Annotated in this window: 19 protein-coding genes; 12 read left to right on the forward strand and 7 right to left on the reverse strand. The window is 41.2% G+C overall.

Annotated elements, in window-relative coordinates; translation table 11 throughout:
* Positions 1 to 175: 175 nt before the first annotated feature.
* A complete protein-coding gene (locus CJ483_RS24580; RefSeq protein WP_182917074.1) occupies positions 176 to 319 on the forward strand; it encodes an Lmo0850 family protein in 144 nt (47 codons plus the stop codon).
* Positions 320 to 468: 149 nt separating this feature from the next.
* Here CJ483_RS24580 and CJ483_RS15535 read toward each other — a convergent pair whose 3' ends face one another.
* The 6 genes from CJ483_RS15535 to CJ483_RS24585 form a co-directional block, all read right to left on the reverse strand.
* Complete coding sequence (locus tag CJ483_RS15535) at positions 469 to 1,047, reverse strand: YqaA family protein (RefSeq protein WP_120036067.1); 579 nt, start codon at positions 1,045 to 1,047, stop codon at positions 469 to 471.
* Positions 1,048 to 1,132: 85 nt separating this feature from the next.
* On the reverse strand, positions 1,133 to 2,296 hold the full coding sequence (locus CJ483_RS15540) for an MGDG synthase family glycosyltransferase (RefSeq protein ID WP_120036068.1): 1,164 nt from the start codon (positions 2,294 to 2,296) through the stop codon (positions 1,133 to 1,135).
* 14 nt (positions 2,297 to 2,310) lie between these two features.
* Positions 2,311 to 2,907, reverse strand: coding sequence for a DedA family protein (locus CJ483_RS15545; protein ID WP_120036069.1), 597 nt, complete (start codon positions 2,905 to 2,907; stop codon positions 2,311 to 2,313).
* Between the two features lies 1 nt (position 2,908).
* Positions 2,909 to 3,460, reverse strand: a complete 552-nt coding sequence (locus tag CJ483_RS15550; RefSeq protein ID WP_120036070.1) for a polysaccharide deacetylase family protein — start codon at positions 3,458 to 3,460, stop codon at positions 2,909 to 2,911.
* 330 nt (positions 3,461 to 3,790) lie between these two features.
* Entirely contained in the window at positions 3,791 to 5,158 is a 1,368-nt protein-coding gene (locus CJ483_RS15555) for a hemolysin family protein (RefSeq protein ID WP_120036071.1), read from the reverse strand.
* Complete coding sequence (locus CJ483_RS24585; protein ID WP_182917075.1) at positions 5,145 to 5,303, reverse strand: hypothetical protein; 159 nt, start codon at positions 5,301 to 5,303, stop codon at positions 5,145 to 5,147. The genes CJ483_RS15555 and CJ483_RS24585 overlap by 14 nt, the downstream gene beginning before the upstream one ends.
* Positions 5,304 to 5,415: 112 nt before the next feature.
* Here CJ483_RS24585 and CJ483_RS15560 point away from each other — a divergent pair, with 112 nt between their 5' ends.
* Positions 5,416 to 5,628: a hypothetical protein gene (locus CJ483_RS15560; protein ID WP_120036072.1), complete on the forward strand. Its 213-nt coding sequence runs from the start codon at positions 5,416 to 5,418 to the stop codon at positions 5,626 to 5,628.
* Here CJ483_RS15560 and mgtE read toward each other — a convergent pair.
* Positions 5,582 to 6,940 carry a magnesium transporter gene (gene mgtE, locus CJ483_RS15565; protein WP_120036073.1) on the reverse strand — a complete coding sequence of 453 codons (1,359 nt, stop codon included), beginning with the start codon at positions 6,938 to 6,940 and terminating at the stop codon, positions 5,582 to 5,584. The two genes, CJ483_RS15560 and mgtE, sit on opposite strands and share 47 nt — an antisense overlap.
* Positions 6,941 to 7,130: 190 nt before the next feature.
* Here mgtE and CJ483_RS15570 point away from each other — a divergent pair, with 190 nt between their 5' ends.
* The 10 genes from CJ483_RS15570 to CJ483_RS15615 all read left to right on the forward strand — a co-directional run bounded on the left by CJ483_RS15570 (position 7,131) and on the right by CJ483_RS15615 (position 16,904).
* On the forward strand, positions 7,131 to 7,901 hold the full coding sequence (locus CJ483_RS15570) for a hypothetical protein (RefSeq protein WP_120036074.1): 771 nt from the start codon (positions 7,131 to 7,133) through the stop codon (positions 7,899 to 7,901).
* 511 nt (positions 7,902 to 8,412) lie between these two features.
* Complete coding sequence (locus CJ483_RS15575; RefSeq protein ID WP_120036075.1) at positions 8,413 to 9,468, forward strand: D-alanine--D-alanine ligase; 1,056 nt, start codon at positions 8,413 to 8,415, stop codon at positions 9,466 to 9,468.
* 17 nt (positions 9,469 to 9,485) lie between these two features.
* Positions 9,486 to 10,862 carry a UDP-N-acetylmuramoyl-tripeptide--D-alanyl-D-alanine ligase gene (locus CJ483_RS15580; RefSeq protein WP_120036076.1) on the forward strand — a complete coding sequence of 459 codons (1,377 nt, stop codon included), beginning with the start codon at positions 9,486 to 9,488 and terminating at the stop codon, positions 10,860 to 10,862.
* A gap of 184 nt (positions 10,863 to 11,046) precedes the next feature.
* Entirely contained in the window at positions 11,047 to 11,748 is a 702-nt protein-coding gene (locus CJ483_RS15585; RefSeq protein ID WP_120036077.1) for an alpha/beta hydrolase, read from the forward strand.
* A gap of 117 nt (positions 11,749 to 11,865) precedes the next feature.
* Positions 11,866 to 13,329 (forward strand): degradosome RNA helicase CshA, encoded by a 1,464-nt coding sequence (gene cshA, locus CJ483_RS15590; protein WP_120036078.1) that lies wholly within the window; start codon positions 11,866 to 11,868, stop codon positions 13,327 to 13,329.
* 298 nt (positions 13,330 to 13,627) lie between these two features.
* Positions 13,628 to 13,990, forward strand: a complete 363-nt coding sequence (locus CJ483_RS15595; RefSeq protein ID WP_259455684.1) for a PH domain-containing protein — start codon at positions 13,628 to 13,630, stop codon at positions 13,988 to 13,990.
* On the forward strand, positions 13,983 to 14,732 hold the full coding sequence (locus CJ483_RS15600; protein ID WP_120036080.1) for a PH domain-containing protein: 750 nt from the start codon (positions 13,983 to 13,985) through the stop codon (positions 14,730 to 14,732). Before CJ483_RS15595 ends, CJ483_RS15600 begins: the two co-directional genes overlap by 8 nt.
* A complete protein-coding gene (locus CJ483_RS15605; protein WP_259455812.1) occupies positions 14,729 to 15,448 on the forward strand; it encodes a PH domain-containing protein in 720 nt (239 codons plus the stop codon). Before CJ483_RS15600 ends, CJ483_RS15605 begins: the two co-directional genes overlap by 4 nt.
* A gap of 5 nt (positions 15,449 to 15,453) precedes the next feature.
* Complete coding sequence (gene acpS, locus CJ483_RS15610; RefSeq protein ID WP_120036082.1) at positions 15,454 to 15,804, forward strand: holo-ACP synthase; 351 nt, start codon at positions 15,454 to 15,456, stop codon at positions 15,802 to 15,804.
* Positions 15,805 to 15,887: 83 nt separating this feature from the next.
* The gene (locus tag CJ483_RS15615) at positions 15,888 to 16,904 is read left to right on the forward strand and encodes a LolA family protein (RefSeq protein ID WP_120036083.1); all 1,017 of its coding nucleotides are present in this window, start codon (positions 15,888 to 15,890) and stop codon (positions 16,902 to 16,904) included.
* Positions 16,905 to 16,932: the final 28 nt, after the last annotated feature.

A 16,932-nucleotide genomic window follows, 5' to 3' on the forward strand; every position in this document is an offset into this window, starting at 1 on the left:
AGAAGAAGATAAAAGCCGGCATTGCCGGCTTTTTTTGTAAAACAAATTTGAGATTTAAGGGATTAACTGCCGGAGAAAGGGGAATGTTAAAATTAAATAATTAATAAATTTTTGAAACCATTTTTAATAGAACTCGTAGAAAAAGGAGTAAAAAATTTTTAAAGAGGTGTGTAAATTGGGGAAAGACCATGAAAGAGTGTTAAAAATGATCGACCGGCTCGCTCAATTAGGCGTTAAAGTGTCAAAAACCAAATCCCGCATCGAAGTGTTCAACTCTTTAAAAAGATATCAAGATTTAGTGGATCATGTAAAGGCCTGAAAATAAAAGAAGTACATAATGAAATATAAAACAACCCGGCTGCGTGTAGAACGAGCCGGGTTGTTTTTATGAATAAGCAATCTGAAAGATCTTTTGTCCCCACATACAGTTCCAAAGAAACAGTGAAGGGCTGCTTAGCCATTTCTTAGCTAGCTTGTTTTTTTCTTTTGAATAAAGTGGTAAATAAAGAAAATAATAACGATCAGTAATCCGCCTGCAATAGTTAGCATGGTAAAGTTTTCTTCAATAAATGGCTTAGCTTGCTCACCAAGCCAGAAAATAATGATCCCTTCCAGGAAAAAGCGAAGCCCACGCCCGATGAGTGACCAAATGAGAAGAACTCTAATACGAATCTTTGCTACTCCGGCAAAGATTGTAAACACCTTATAAGGAATCGGTGTAAAGCCGGCAATTAAAATGGCAAGAGGACCATACCTCTTGAATAGATCTTCTACTTTTAAGATTAATTCCTCAGAAACAAATTTTAATAAAATGGGACGGCCAAGCTTACGTCCAATCAACCAGCCAAGCAGAGCGCCTAAGACAGAAGCAATCGTTGTATATAGCGCGAAAAGGAGGGCACGGTCAGGATCAGCAAGGGCCAACGGCAGCAAGATGACATCCGGGGGAATAGGAAAGAAAGAAGATTCCGTAAAGGCAACGAGAATTAACCCTAACAATCCATATTCCAGCAGCCACTCTTCCAGATGATGAATCAACTCAGACATGTAAAAGAATTCTCCTTTAATTAAATTAACCACAAAAATTATAACATTATTCATTTAGACGAACGAGCAAGAGCTCAGTAAAAAATCAGCCGAGATATGGATCCCAGGCTGATTCTTTTACTGAGGAGGCATAGGTTCGTTCTTTGCTTTTAAAAACGGCAAGTAAGCTGTTTTTTATTTCAGCATCTTTTTCTAAATGATAATAGGCAAGCCGCTTGCGCCATTTATTCATCTCTACCTCATTGTTAATAACATCGGTAATCTGTGATTCAATCGGCTGCTGTATATCGAGCTTATACACCAGTTTTTGAGTTCTCAAGTAATGGCAGTTAATTTCTTCCTGACCTGGCAAGGTGTCCATAATAAAGACAGGCAGGGACTTTTCCAGAACTTCCGTAATTGTCACTCCGCCTGGTTTCGTGACAATGGCAGAGGCTCTTTCGTAATAGAGATTCATTTGTTCGCGACAGCTTGTATAAGGAATAGCTTCTATTTTTTTATGGTGAAGAGAGCAGATATGCTCATATAGTTTTTGGTTATGACCGCACAGCACTTTGTAAGAGTATCGAAGCTCAGAGGCAGATAATTGTTCAATTAATGAAGTTAAGTTGCCGAGCCCGCTATTGCCACCTGCGATTAACACATAGCCTTCCGACAAGGGGCGTGAAGGCTTTTGGAAAAAGGGGTGTATAGGAATGCCAGTTACAAATATTTGCTCTTGCTTTAACGAATATACTTTTATGAGCTTCTCTTTTGCTTCCTGGTGCGGAACAAAATGAAAATCAATATATTTTTTTCCCCATATATCATTCATAAAGAAATCCGTATACACATTTATGACGGGAACGTTAACTTTCCCTCTCTTTTTAAGATGATTCAGAAGCTTAGAGGGATAACAGTGAGTGCAGATAATAAAATCTGGTTGTTCTTTTTCAATGAATTTCTCCATCCGCCAGGCAAGATAGCTGTCCCAGAAGCAAAGAGAAGAGCCAGAGGGCAGATCATCTTTTGGCTTGTGCGAATAAATAAAAGAATGATAAAACTTACTATACAGCGCTGGTTTGCGGCTAATCCACTTTAAATATGTGTTTGAAATAATGGCCTCTATGCCGCTATGAAAATGACTCAAACAGTCAACCGTCTTTACTTCAATTTCCGCTTCTATATTGGATAAATGTCCAATAATGGCCTCAGCCGCTTTATGGTGTCCAGAAGGCATGCGGAAGAGGGGCAGTAATAAAATTTTCATAGGCGAAAACTCCTTTAGCGTTCGGTGCTGGTAGCTTTGTTTTTAGACTTTCTCCATTTATATAGCAGCTGAATCAAAAACGCAATAAGAAAAATCGCACCGGCGATCGTTAAGTAAATAGGCTTAACTGTTATATACGAGCTAACAACATACCCAATCATTATATAAGATAATACCCATATAAGTGAGCCTAAAACAGAAAGGAGGAGAAACAGAAGCAAGGGAAACTTCGCTACTCCAGCAAAATAAGGATTGAATTGTCTTATTCCAGGAATAAAGAACCCGGTAAATAAGGATTTCTTCATATCCCAGTGAAGAAGGACTTTTCTCCATCTTTTTTTGCTCATACCCAAATACTTCCCATACCGATCAAGCAAAGGCTTCCCCACCTTGCGACCAAGCAGGTAGCTTGTCAGCATGCCGGAAAAAGCACCTGCAGAGATGGCCAGCCAGGCTGAGAGCAGCGGAATGCCCTGATGTCTCGCCAGAATGCCTACGTAGACGAATAAGCTTTCTTCAGGAACCGGAATGCCCACAATACCGAAAAAACCAACAATAAACAAAATAATTAATCCATATTGAGACAGATAATCAAGAATTTGAGATTCCATATTACAGCTTGCTCCCTTTGAAGGCTTGTAACATAGTATGAATATTTACAAAGCGATAGTTAGCTGAATCTTTATCTGCCAGAAAGATTTCCAATGCTTTTAATGTGTTTGCCGGGGCATGTTCATCGGCTCCAAAAGTGGTACCGCTATCGTGCAGTGTAATAATAGCGCCTTGCTTTCGCTCTTTTCTTAGTTTGTCGGCGAGTGCAGCAGGTTGAACACTCTCCTTCCAGTCACCGGGAATAGCAGTCCACATAATGGTTTGCAATGGTCTGACTGTATGCAATGTAAGTAAGTTAAAATGTCCCCACGGTGGTCTATAGTACATAGTTGGTTCTCCTGTTATTTCCATAATTGTTACTTGTGCCTTTGCCAGTTGTTTTTTAAACATCAAGGGTGAGAACAGCCAATTGGATAGGTGTGTGTCGTTATGTATACCGATCGTATGGCCTCTCTTCTTGATCTCTCGGACAATGTCTGGATAGGCACGGGCTTTAGCACCCACAATGAAAAAGGTGGCTTTTGCATGATGTTTTTCCAATAAATCGAGCAACGGGGGGTATACCTAGGATCAGGACCGTCATCGAAAGTTAAAGCGACCATATTTTCTCCTGTTCCGCGTTTATGTATTCCTATTTCAAATACTCGGATGAAAACAGTAGCTCCGACCGTATAGATAAAAAGGAAAAGCAAGACCAAAGTTGTTAGTAATAGCACTTATTATCATTCCCTCATAAAGAAGTGTTGGAGCAACTTTTCATAAATTCGCTCTTTTATAAAAAACTCCTGCTAGATAAACACTTTCAGAATAAAAAGAAAAGAGAATGTGCCAGCTGTTGAGCCGGTTCATTCTCTTTTAATACCTACAAGTTCAAGTAGACAGCTATATTGCTTTTGATTCTGCTAGGGGAAGGGTGGATTGTTTAGTTGGAAGAGTTTGCTCCTCCAGCTGTACCTGTGGCTTTTTTCGCACTTCCACATATTTAATTTGATGGTCTTCCATCGCTTTGATTGTGAAAAGATAGCCCTCATAATCAATAATGTCCCCTTGAACGGCTTCGTAATTTTCCGTAAGAATCCAGCCGCCAATTGTATCGATATCCTCGTCTTCCAGTGCCAGATGAAGAAGTGTATTTACCTCATTGATCAGTACTTTGCCGTCTATAATATAATGAGTATCAGCTATTTTTTGGATGAGCGGCACCTCGTCTGTATCAAATTCATCCTGAATCTCTCCAACGATCTCTTCTAAAATATCTTCAATCGTGACCAGGCCAGATGTCCCTCCGTATTCGTCCATTAATACAGCCATGTGAATTCGCTCTTTTTGCAGTTTAACGAGTAATTCATGAATAGGAATGGAATCGATGACACGAATAATGGGACGTACGTATTGCTCGAGTAAAACGGGACCGAGTTCCTTTTGCTTAACATAGTCGGTCAGCACCTCTTTAAAATTAACAAGGCCAATCACATGATCTTTGTCACCATCAATAACGGGATAACGTGTAAATCGCTCCTCACGCACGACATCAATGAACTCCTGAATCGTCATTTCTTTAGACAGCGTGACCATTTCTGTACGCGGAACCATAACCTCTTTCGCAATCCGGTCATCAAACTCAAAAATTTTATTTACATATTTAAATTCAGAAGGGTTAATTTCACCGCTTCTTAAGCTTTCCGATAAGATGAGACGCAGCTCTTCCTCCGTATGCGCCGCTTCATTTTCAGAAACGGGCTTTATGCCGAACAGACCGGTAACGAGCCGGGCTGTTCCATTAAGCGTCCATATAAAAGGGTACATGGCTTTATAAAATATGATCAATGGCCGGGCAAAGAAAAGCGTCAGCGCTTCTGCTTTTTGAATAGCCAGTGTCTTTGGCGCGAGCTCCCCCACCACTACATGAAGAAAAGTAATAATGAAAAATGCCGCTCCTACAATGATTACCTGAGACAAAGAGGAAGGGATGTGAAGAAGATCCATAAGCGGCTTTAATACACCGGCCATAGCCGGTTCACCGATCCAGCCAAGTGCAAGGGCTGTTATCGTAATGCCAAGCTGACAGGCTGACAAGTATTCATCAAGGCTTGAAATAACAAGCTTTGCAGCAGGTGCTTTTGGATGGCCTTCTTCCAGTAATTGATGAATCCGCGAGCTGCGGACTTTAACGATGGAAAATTCTGAAATAACAAAAAACGCAGTTAGAGCTATAAGGATGACGATGAACACCAGGTTAAATATGTCCAAATAGTTTCCTCAGTCCGCCGAGGGACGGACAAGGAGTCACCTCCTGTAGAGTAAAGTTACCTGATTGCAAAAGCCAATCTTTCACTTCAACGAGCCGCACCTTTAGTGAGACGGGCTTATGGGAGAGCTCATATTGAACCTTCATTGTCCCATCGAATCACCTCTTAACGCACTTAAATAGTTATCAATAGTATAATAAATACTGATTTTTCAGTCAAATTAAAGATACTACTTTATATGCTAGGCGAAAGAAAAATATGCCTCAGACTGTTAAGAAGCGCTTGCTTTTTACCTGTCTGCGAGGTGTTTTTATGACCACTCCGCTTCTTGTCGAGTTTCAAGCTTTGAAAGAAGTTGTTTCTAAACAGCCTGAGAATGCCAGCATAGGTTTTATTTATACACTGGCAGATGTTAGTCCACTTGTTACATTAATTGATGCAGAAACCATGAGGCGATGGAAAAATAAATAATTAATGAAAAAATATCATTGATTGTCGTAATAAGCGGCCCGGACGCTACAGCCGGATCGATATTCAACTTGTAAAGAACTAATGGAATCACTGTGCCAGAAAGCGTTCCGATAATAAGCGTTAAGAGTAGGGAAGAGCTGACAACCACTCCTAGTATGGCGTTCCCTTGCCAAAAAAAGGCGATCAGGAAAATTAAAATAGCACATACAATACCTATAATAAAGCCCACGCCAAACTCTCGAGCGACAAGGCTCATCACCGTCTTCATATCAATGTCCCGGGAGGCGAGGCCACGTACAACAACAGCGAGGGATTGAGTACCTGTATTACCGGTCATGCCGGAAATCATCGGCATGAAAAAAGTAAGGGCCACTACTTGTTTCAGTGTGTCTTCAAAGCCTGAGATAATGCTTCCGGAAACAAGGCCGATAAATAGAAGTAGAATAAGCCAGGGCAGCCGACGGAAAGCGGCAGTGGAAGCTTTTGTGTCAAAGTCAATCGCTTTACCAGAGGCAGAAAGCTTTTCAATGTCTTCGTTCGCTTCCTGAATGACGACATCAATAATATCATCAAACGTGACAATTCCAACAAGCACATCCTTGTCATTGACGACAGGAATAGCCAGAAAGTCATAACGCTCGATTAAACGGGCAATTTCTTCCTGATCCGTGTAAACGGAAACAGAAATCACCCGTCCATACATGACATCACTTACCTTTTCACTGGCGTCAGCTAAAAGCAGGTCGCGGTAGGAAACAACACCGACAAGCTTTTTTTCAGCATTAATAACATACAAATAGTTTATTGTCTCAGCAAACTCTGCAAAGGTTTTTAATTTATCAACTGCTTCCCGCACTGTATAAGTGTCTCTAATCCACACAAACCGGTTCGTCATGAGCCGGCCGGCAGTTTCAGCAGGATAAGCCATCATGCTTTCGATGATAGTCGACTCTTCTTTTTTCATGCCCGCTAAAAACAGTTTAATTTTTTCAGGGGACATATCGTCCAGCAGGGAAGCCAAATCATCGTTATCCATGTCATCAAGAACTTTTCGGGATCGCTCTTTTCCTACTTTTTTCAGTACATCCAGCTGATTTTCATTATCAAGTTCCTGGATCATATCCGTCAAAATAGGAATGCTGAGCTGAAGCAAAAATCTTGTCTGATGTTTTTCAGGCAAGTTTGTATAAATGGCTGCCATATCATAAGGATGCAGTTCGTCCAGCAGTTTTTGGAGCTCCTTCTTTTTTCCTTCTTTTAACGCTTTTATGATAAGAAGAGTCATTTGATCTTCAGTTAAATTTGTCAGCATAAGCATCCCTCCTTGGTGAAAAAATCATTCTTTCCTATTATAAAACGAACAGAAAAGGAAAGTGAAAAAAGAATCACATATTTATTAGATTTTAACATACGAGTTTTTGATTTCTTTTGCTAAAATAGAAAGTATAACATATTGATGCGGAAAAGACGTCGTAATTTCGAGAAAATCGGGGGGCATCGCTTTGAAGAGCCAAGGGACTATGAAAGAGCTTATTTATGTTCACTTAAATACAGCTCACCAATATGCAATTTCATATGGTATTGATTTTCATGATTTTGTTCGGAGCCTTTCTCAAGAGCTGAATCATTTATTGCTTCTGAAGCATGAATACAGCGAGGCGGGTTTTAATATGCATACGAGGTTTAATTACGTGGACGCAGAAGAAGTTAAGAACCTTCTTAAAGAACCGATTGCTGAATACGGCGACTTCTGCTGGCTGGATTTCGATGATATGGAAGGACTTAATGAGCTAGAGGGTCGAGAGATTGCCGAGCTACTTTACCTTGGCCATTGCAAGCATCATTTGCGGGTCCCTTTTTACAGTAAATTGAACAATCGCTATGCTTATCTTTCTGAAGAAGATGAATGGTTTAATAAAACATATTATCGTTATCTTCCTGATTTTTATTTTATGCTCGGGCAGGCCATTTCGTTCAAGCTCGGCTATTTTCGCAGCGAGAAGTCTTTTTTTGCCTTGCGAAAAGGTAATTCTTTTCCGCCTGTTCCAAAAGAAATGGTTGCTTCTTTTACAGATAAAATGAAAGAAGGCATGGTCATTTCTTTGACGAAGGCGGTGCAAAGCAGAACAAAGGTAGAAGTGCCGGTATGGGTAGTAGGAGATTACATTAATATGGACGAAATGTTTGATGAATATGTAAATTGTTACAAACAGCCGCCAGATGGCCACTTTGAATTTGATAAAAAGACTCGTGAATGGAGTGTGTATTTTTAAGAAAGGAAAAGTCCTGAATCAGTCGTTGGATGGCTTATTCAGGATTTCTTTTTTAGAGGGAGTGTAAAAATAAAGAGGAATTGAAGGCGAAACTTCCGCCTTGTTGTGGAACCTCGCTTGCAGAAGCATCGTTTTTTCAGGCAGAAGGATAAGCATGAGCTCTGGCGTATTAAACGCATAAGTATTAAATAGGAAGAATAATAATCATTAATAAAAACTTTGACAAATAGGCTCAAAATTCACCAACTTGTCCGTCTCATGTCGCATTGGTGCAATCAGCCCTACTGTTCCTTGAGGAGTGGGAATGAGCAGCGAAGCTACTATAGAAATAAAATTCTGATGATTAATTTTTGCGTGCTGGAAAATTTTACTGATGCAAGCGCGTGGTAGGCAGCAACTGGAAAGCGGAATAAATCGGGAAGATAGTTGCATGGAATTTTAGTTTTTCTTTGCTTAAAGCATGATAGAATGGAAACAATGAAATTTTTCATTTATTTATTGGAGGGCTAATATGAGAACGAAACTGTGTTTATTATATGGGGGAAAATCCGCTGAACATCAGGTGTCTTTACAAACGGCGAAAGCGGTTATTGGCGCACTTGATCTAAATAAATTTGATATTTATCCTATTTATATTACAACAGAGGGAAATTGGATTGAAGGGAACAAGCTGACTGGTCCCGTCAACCAAGTATCCGAGCTGCAGTTTGCGAGTGATGGCCAGCCGTCCACAGTGGCTCAAAGCCTCGTTTCCAAAAAATACGATGTCATTTTTCCGCTTTTACATGGGCCAAATGGCGAAGATGGTACTGTCCAAGGGCTGCTTGAGGTAATGAATCTTCCTTATGTGGGCAATGGCGTACTTGCTTCATCAGCCGGCATGGATAAAGTAATTATGAAAAATATCTTTGCTCAGGCTCATTTGCCGCAAGTAAACTACGTGTGGCTTACACGCAAAGGGTGGATGGAAGATAAAGAAGCAGCCTATGAGAAAGCAGAAAAAGAGCTGGGGTATCCATGCTTCGTCAAGCCGGCTAACCTTGGATCAAGCGTAGGTATTAGTAAATGCACAAATCGAGAGGAATTGGAAGCAGCCTATGAGGAAGCGTTCCAGTTTGATCGCAAAATTATTGTAGAAGAGGGCGTCGCAGCAAGAGAATTGGAAATTGGCTTGCTTGGAAATGAAGACCCGAAATGCTCTATCATTGGTGAAATTGTTCCGAAAAAGGAATTTTATGATTATAAAGCGAAGTATGAAGACGGAAATACGGCATTAATTATTCCTGCTGAAATTTCTGAAGAGGCACAAGTTAACATGGAAAGAATGGCTATTACTGCTTTTCAGGCATTAGATTGCTCGGGGCTTGTTCGCGCTGACTTCTTCTTAACGGAAAAGGGAGAGCTGCTGATTAATGAAGTAAACACGATGCCTGGATTTACTCCTTTTAGTATGTTCCCTCTGCTTTGGAAGCATGCGGGCGTTGAATATCCTCTATTAATCGAAAGATTAATTGATCTTGCAAAAGAACGCTATGAGGAAAAACAGCAACTTAAATATACTTTTTAAAGGTGGACATTGATTTTATGATGCGTAAGACCATTGAACAAATAGCAAATATAATAAAAATAGAAAATAACTTTGAGTCATTCAAAGATTATCTTATTCAAGGAGTGGCCATCGATTCTCGCAAAGCGACGAACGGTCAGTTGTTTGTCCCGTTTAAAGGGGAAAATACGGACGGCCACCAGTATATTAGACAGGCGATTAACCAGGGGGCAGCTGCTGCCCTTTGGCAGAAGGACAGGCCAAACCCGCCCGAGGATTTGCCGGTGTTAGTTGTAGAAGATACTTTGAAGGCACTGCAACAGCTAGCTAAAGCCTACCGGGAAGAGTTGGATGTAAAGGTCATTGGCATTACTGGTAGCAATGGAAAAACAACGACGAAAGATATGACAGCAAGCCTGCTTTCTCGAAAATTCAAGGTGCAAAAAACAGAAGGAAACTTCAATAACCATATTGGTCTTCCGCTAACTATTTTATCTTTAAAGGAAGATACAGAAGCGGCTGTTATTGAAATGGGGATGAGCAGTAAAGGTGAAATCGACCTGTTAACGAAGATCGCTTCTCCAGACGTTGCTATCATTACTAATATTGGGGAAGCTCATTTGCAGGATTTAGGATCAAGAGAGGCAATTGCTGAAGCAAAACTAGAAATTATCAATGGTCTCGCTGCTGATGGTACACTAATCTATCACGGAGATGAACCGCTATTAAAGGAAGCCTTAAAAGAGACAGAATTAAAGACGGAAACCTTTGGTCTAGAGGCAGAAAACGATATGTATCCTCTCTCTGTTCAGACCCTTCAGGATGGAAGTCGGTTTAAGGTCAATAAAGCGCCTGACATGGAATTTTTTCTGCCTATCATCGGCAGACACAATGTATTAAATGCAATGGCTGCTATGCTGGCAGCCCACAAAATGGGTCTTACTTTTGAAGAGATGAAAATAGGTTTGACATCTGTCGAGTTAACAAAAATGCGGATGGAAATGAAAGATGGCATGAAGGGCACGAAGATTATTAATGACGCTTATAATGCCAGCCCGACTTCTATGAAAGCGGCTATTGAGTTGGCTGAAAAGATGCCAGGATTCAAGCGGAAGATTCTTGTGCTGGGAGACATGCTTGAATTAGGTCTAGATGAGGAGTTATTCCATTATCAAGTTGGCCAAACGGTAGAGGGGGAAGCGATTGATTATCTCTTTACACTTGGCCGGCTCGGTCAATTTATTGCGGCCGGCGCGAAAAACTCTCTTGGAGAAGACCGCATCTTCGCTTTCAGCGACAAACACGAGCTCATTGAGAAGCTAAAGTCGATTGTTGCTAGTGGCGATTTAATTGTTGTTAAAGCTTCTCGCGGTGTTAGACTTGAAGAAGTAGTAGAGGCACTTGAATGTAATTGACAGTAAGGGAAGCTGTGTCACAGCCGGAATGCAGGACAAGCATTTGAATGAAAGCGGGCGTCCGGACTTGTGTATAAATTCAACACCAGGTAGAGCCCCTGGTGTTTTTCTTTTGAACTGCAAGGGGAACGGGTAATGACTATCGTATATAAAAGAAAATAGTTAAGAAAAGGAAATGATGAAGATGATTGGTTGTTTATGCATTCACGGTTTTACTGGAGCTCCCTACGAAGTAGAACCTCTCGCTGAGTATTTGCATGAAAAAACAACTTGGAAAATCGTTGTACCTACACTTCCGGGTCACGGAGAGACTCTTTCCTTAAAAGGAATTACTTATCAGCAGTGGATTGGCCATGCAGAAAGAGAAATGAAAAACCTGCTTTCCGAGTGTGAGACGGTCTATGTCATTGGATTTTCTATGGGTGGATTGATTGCGGCTTACTTAGCAGAAAAATATCCTGTAGAGAAACTTATATTATTGAGCGCTGCGGCTAAATATATTAATGTGGGGCAATTACTTAAAGACATGAAGGAAATGTGGAAAGACGCTAGAAACGGTAAGCTGAGTGAAAATGAATTGTTTTTGCGCTACAAGAGTAAGTTTTTGCTCACGCCTATATCAGCAGCCTGGCAGTTTCGAAAAATGGCTGCTTATAGCAGGCCGCTTTTTTCGAGAATTCAGACGCCAACCTTCATTGCTCAGGGGTTGGCAGACGGGATTGTGCCGCCTAAGAGCGCCGAATATATCTACAGATGCTTGCCAGCTCACCAGAAGGAAATTTACTATGTGCCGCATGCGAAACACCATATTTGCCATACGGGAGAAAAGGAGCGGTTGTTTGAAAAAGTCTTTACATTTTTAACGGGAAGTAGTAGAGTGATTTAAATATCGATTGTGTTGTAATGAACCAATAAAAATGATATGATGACAATAACTTTTGCTCTTCATACGAAGAGTATTTTTTGTTTGATACGGCAATCGAAACAGAAGGAGAAGAAAATATTGACGAAATTTAAAGAACTAAATTTAAGTGAAACCACTTTAAAAGCTATTGATAAAATGGGATTTGAAGAAGCAACACCAATCCAGGCACAGACAATTCCAGCGGGTCTTGAAGGGCGAGACATTATTGGTCAGGCACAGACAGGAACAGGAAAGACAACGGCTTTCGGTGTGCCAATGATCGAAAAAATTGATACACATAACCACATGGTACAAGGATTAGTTATTGCTCCAACTCGTGAGCTCGCTATTCAAGTATCAGAAGAGCTTTACAAAATTGGCAGCGGCAAACGCGTCGGCATTTTAGCCGTATATGGCGGTCAGGACATTCAACGTCAAATTCGCGCATTGAAAAAACGCCCTCACATCATTGTAGGAACACCAGGACGGATTCTCGATCATATTAATCGGAAAACGTTGAAGCTTGATAACTTACAGACACTGGTATTGGATGAAGCAGATGAAATGCTGAACATGGGCTTTATTCAAGATATTGAGGCTATTCTTTCCCACATGCCGGCTGAACGCCAGACATTGTTGTTTTCAGCGACAATGCCTAAGCAGATTCGTGCGATAGCTGAAAGATTTATGAATGACCCTGTGACCATTCGAGTGAAGACGAAAGAGATGACTGTTTCCAACATTGAGCAGTTTTATGTAAAAGTGCATCAACGCGATAAATTTGACGTGCTTTCTCGCTTGATCGATGTTCATTCACCAGAGCTGGCGATTATTTTCGGCCGCACTAAAAGACGTGTAGATGAATTAGCCAATGCTTTAAGCCTTCGTGGTTATCAAGCAGAGGGAATTCATGGCGATTTAACTCAGGCAAAGCGCTTGACTGTGCTGAAGCGTTTTAAAGAGGGGAAAATCGATGTGCTTGTGGCGACAGACGTAGCTGCTCGTGGACTGGATATTTCTGGCGTTACCCACGTATATAATTACGATATCCCACAGGACCCAGAAAGCTATGTACACCGCATCGGTCGTACAGGCCGCGCCGGTAAAGAGGGAGTCGCTATTACATTCGTTGAACCGAGAGAAATGGGTTATCTGAAAGAAGTAGAAAGAACAACGAAGAAAAAAATGTCCCCGATGGCTGCCCCTACATGGGATGATGCATTGGTTGGACAGCAGCAGGCTGCTGTTAATGAACTAGAAGAGTCTGTTGCTAAAAATGATCTCTCTCAATATAAAGCATTGGCGAAAGGCTTACTTGACCAGTATGATGCTGAACAGCTTGTAGCTGCTGCTTTAAAATTGATCACAAAAGAGCCAGATCGGACACCGATTCATATTACAAATGAGTCTTCTCTTCCGCAAAAGAAAGATAAGTTCCGTTCTAAAAATTCAAGTTCTAAAAAGCCGTATGGCAGCCGCCAAGGCGGACGTTCATCCGGCGGCAATCGCTCTTACAACCGTGATCGCAAAAGCAATCCAAGAAGAAAATATACTTCCCAATAAATCATGAACGATAAGAGGCTGTCCCATGAAGTTAGTAAAGCGCTGACTTTGGGGCGGCCTCTTTTTTTCATGGAAGTTTCTTGATCACATACCGGTTTTTCTAGAAAAAGTGAAAGAAGATGAAACTTTTACCAGCTTTAAAACGTTATAACAGGAAAACAATGATGAAGGCTGTGAATATGAATATGGAAGAACCTGCAAAAAGAATTTCAAAAAAGCTTTAAAAGTATGGAGAATATCAGGGAGCATCAGTTCTGTTTTCTTATGGCTCTTAATTATCGGAGCTGGTGTATTCATTGTGATTAAACAGTGGCCGTTATGGATTCTTTTTCTTCTTGTAGCAGTGGGCGTGTTAGAAGTGCTGACGGTTGTTATGGCTCTGCCGAATATGCGATGGAAAAGATGGAGGTATGAAGTGAGGGAGCAGGAGATTGAGCTGCAGCGAGGGGTATTTGTTGTTCGTCGTACGCTGATCCCTATGACCCGTGTGCAGCATGTCGATACAGAACAAGGACCGCTCTTGCGTAAATATGGTCTAGGGGCGATTAAAATCTCGACGGCCGCGACAATTCATGAAATACCAGCCGTTGAGATGGAAGAGGCGGAAGAAATGAGAAGGGTCATTTCGGCTCTTGCAAGGGTGGCGGAAGAAGATGTCTAATCCTAAGAAGCTTCATCCTATCGCTGCGTTGTTAACTTTTTTTAAGGAATTGAAAAGTCTTATCCTGCCTGTTGTTTTCGTGATTTTTATCGGAAACGGAGAGCGGAATAGTTTTTGGGACTATTTCCCGATTGTAGCTATAGGAATGGTCGTTCTATACGTTCTTATTTCTGGTATTGTTAAATGGCTGCGCTTTACTTATAGACTGGAAGAAAATGAATTTAAAATTGAATATGGTCTCTTCGTGAAAAAGAAACGCTATATTCCAATCGAGCGCATTCAAAGCTTAAATGTGTCAGAGGGGCTGCTGCACCGGATGTTTGGTCTTGTGAAAATTACAGTAGAGACAGCGGGAGCAGGGGCTGAATCTGAATCGGAAGCGGAGTTGACTGCTATTACAAAAGAAGAAGCACAAGCTCTTCAACAATTAATTAACCAAGAAAAAAAGCGAAAAGCCCCAGTAGATGTTACCGATGATCTCCTTGAGAAAGTAAAGGCAAACGGGGAAGAAGACGTTGTTTATCAAGCTCAACTGTCCGAATTGTTGCTCCTAGCCGCCACATCAGGGGGATCGGTGTGGTCGTTTCGGCGGTATTCGCTTTTCTATCCCAGTTTCAAGATATCATTCCCTATGAGAAGATTTTTAAAGAAGCTTCACATTTTATCGAAATGGGAACCGTCTTTATTGCATTCATTGTTTTTCTGGCTTTATTTGCCGCCTGGATTATTTCAATTGGAATGACCTTATTGAGATATGCGGGGTTTACTCTGTGTCACAAGGAAGAAAGTTTGATCATCCGACGAGGACTGCTTGAAAAACAGCAGCTGACAGTCCCGATGGATCGTATACAGGGAATTACTATTCTAGAGAATCCGCTCAGGCAAGGGTTGGGTTACTGTTCTGTTCATCTAGAAAGTGCGGGGGGAACGGCTAAAGAGAAAGACAATGCAAATATGGTCGTTATGCCGATGGTAAAAAAAGAACAAGCACTAAAGATGCTGGCGGAAATCTTTCCAGATTATTGTTTTTCAGTAAAGCTGACTCCTGCTCCGGCACAAGCGATAAGCAGGTATATGGGAAGAGCTTGCTTATATATGGCTTTACCGGTGGCGCTAGCTACCTGGTTTTTTTGGCCATTTGGCTTGGCGTTTCTAGCTGTTTTTCTGCCTGCGGCTCTTTATGGGTTTATTTGCTTCAAAGCGGTTGGATGGAATATTCAAGGGAACCAATTTACTGTTAGAACGAGAAGAATCTCCCTCCAAACAGCTTTTATGATGAAGAATCGTATTCAATCGTTGGAAATGGTAAATACATGGCGGCAAAGGCAAAAAAAACTGTCAACCATTCATTCAGTGACCAGGAGTGGGATAGGCGGCAAAAAAATAAAACTAATAGATGCTTCAGCAGTTGATGGGGAAAAAATATACCAGTGGTACGAATTAAGGAAGAAGGGTTAACTAACATGATAAGAGGCATTGGAATGGATATTGTAGAGATTAGCCGGATCCAAAGGCTCATACAAAGGCAGCCAAAGTTTGTTGAACGAATTTTAACAGAGAAAGAGAGAGAAGTGTTTAACAGCAGGAATGGCAGGCGCCAATATGAATATGCAGCTGGCCGCTTTGCTGCAAAAGAAGCGTTCGCTAAAGCGCTTGGAAGCGGCATTGGTGAGCAGCTGTCTTTTCAAGATATTGAAACAGAGGCAGATGAATACGGCAAACCTTATATTAAATCCCCTTTTTTTGAGGGAGTACATTTATCTATTACACATAGCAAAGAATATGCAGCTGCTCAAGTCATCATAGAAAAATAAATAAAAAGAAACAGCCCCTTTTGGACAATCATATTTTGAAAGGTTGTCTCATATATTTTTAATGCGAAAGGGGTTGTGAGGAAATGACAAAAAGAAGGTTAGTCTGGCTGCTATGCCTGGTTGCTTTATTTGTTCTTTCTGCCTGCGGAGCAAAATCTAAGGAGGATGTGACAAAGGATTTAAATGAGAAAGCGGAAGAGATGAAGGGATACAAGGCTACCGCGCAAATGACGCTGCAGACAGGAGAGGAAAAACAGGCATATCACGTGGAAATTTGGAATAAAGAAAATAACTTTTACCGTGTAGAATTGTCCAATGATAAAAAGGATCAAAGTCAGATGATCCTGAAGAACGAATCAGGTGTATATGTTTTAACGCCGTCTTTGAATAAAAGCTTTAAATTTCAAAGCGATTGGCCGAAAAACAGCAGTCAAGCTTATTTGTTCGAATCACTTGTCAAAGACATTAAAAGCGATCAGGAGGCAACCTTTGAAGAAACAGACAAACACTATGTGTTTGAAACAAAGACAAGGTATCCAAACAGCCACATGCTTCCGCTTCAAGAAATCACTTTTAACAAACGTGACTTGTCCCCTGTTTCTGTAAAGGTGATGGATCCGGACCGCAAACCGGTATTGACTGTCAGTTTTACAAAAGTAGATTTTAAAGCGAGTTTTGAGAAATCATCTTTTGATGTGAAAAAGAATATGACCGGAGCTCAATTGGAAATGCCGGTGCTTGCTCAGGAACAGGAAAAGGAGTTCACGGTTTTTTACCCGCAGGCAGAAGTTGTTGGCAGTCGTTTGCTCGAGGAAAATGAAATGTTAACAGCTAGTGGTAAACGAATTGTTCTTACGTATGGAGGAGACAAGTCGTTCACAGTGGTTCAGGAAAAGGCGGTTACTCCGTCGGCTGCCTCGGTGGAAACGGCTAGTATGAGCGGGGAAATGGCCGATCTTGGTTTTGCGTTTGGTGAGATCACAGATCAGTCCCTTTCTTGGACTTATAAGGGGATAGACTATATGATTGCTTCTAAAGATTTAAGCGAAGCTGAGATGATTGAAGTAGCCCGCTCTATGCAGGCGGAAATGGAAAAGTAGACGGATACAGCCGCCTTGGATTGGGCGC

The organism is Bacillus sp. PK3_68 (assembly GCF_003600835.1).
Classification (GTDB): domain Bacteria; phylum Bacillota; class Bacilli; order Bacillales; family Domibacillaceae; genus Pseudobacillus.

Bases quoted from the DNA above. Each gene is read 5' to 3' on its own strand.
- CJ483_RS15535 (WP_120036067.1), bottom strand. From the start codon at position 1,047: ATGTCTGAGTTGATTCATCATCTGGAAGAGTGGCTGCTGGAATATGGA.
- CJ483_RS15540 (WP_120036068.1), bottom strand. From the start codon at position 2,296: ATGAAAATTTTATTACTGCCCCTCTTCCGCATGCCTTCTGGACACCAT.
- CJ483_RS15545 (WP_120036069.1), bottom strand. From the start codon at position 2,907: ATGGAATCTCAAATTCTTGATTATCTGTCTCAATATGGATTAATTATT.
- CJ483_RS24585 (WP_182917075.1), bottom strand. From the start codon at position 5,303: ATGAAGGTTCAATATGAGCTCTCCCATAAGCCCGTCTCACTAAAGGTG.
- CJ483_RS15560 (WP_120036072.1), top strand. From the start codon at position 5,416: ATGCCTCAGACTGTTAAGAAGCGCTTGCTTTTTACCTGTCTGCGAGGT.
- mgtE (WP_120036073.1), bottom strand. From the start codon at position 6,940: ATGCTGACAAATTTAACTGAAGATCAAATGACTCTTCTTATCATAAAA.
- CJ483_RS15575 (WP_120036075.1), top strand. From the start codon at position 8,413: ATGAGAACGAAACTGTGTTTATTATATGGGGGAAAATCCGCTGAACAT.
- CJ483_RS15580 (WP_120036076.1), top strand. From the start codon at position 9,486: ATGATGCGTAAGACCATTGAACAAATAGCAAATATAATAAAAATAGAA.
- CJ483_RS15585 (WP_120036077.1), top strand. From the start codon at position 11,047: ATGATTGGTTGTTTATGCATTCACGGTTTTACTGGAGCTCCCTACGAA.
- CJ483_RS15600 (WP_120036080.1), top strand. From the start codon at position 13,983: ATGTCTAATCCTAAGAAGCTTCATCCTATCGCTGCGTTGTTAACTTTT.
- CJ483_RS15605 (WP_259455812.1), top strand. From the start codon at position 14,729: ATGACCTTATTGAGATATGCGGGGTTTACTCTGTGTCACAAGGAAGAA.
- acpS (WP_120036082.1), top strand. From the start codon at position 15,454: ATGATAAGAGGCATTGGAATGGATATTGTAGAGATTAGCCGGATCCAA.
- CJ483_RS15615 (WP_120036083.1), top strand. From the start codon at position 15,888: ATGACAAAAAGAAGGTTAGTCTGGCTGCTATGCCTGGTTGCTTTATTT.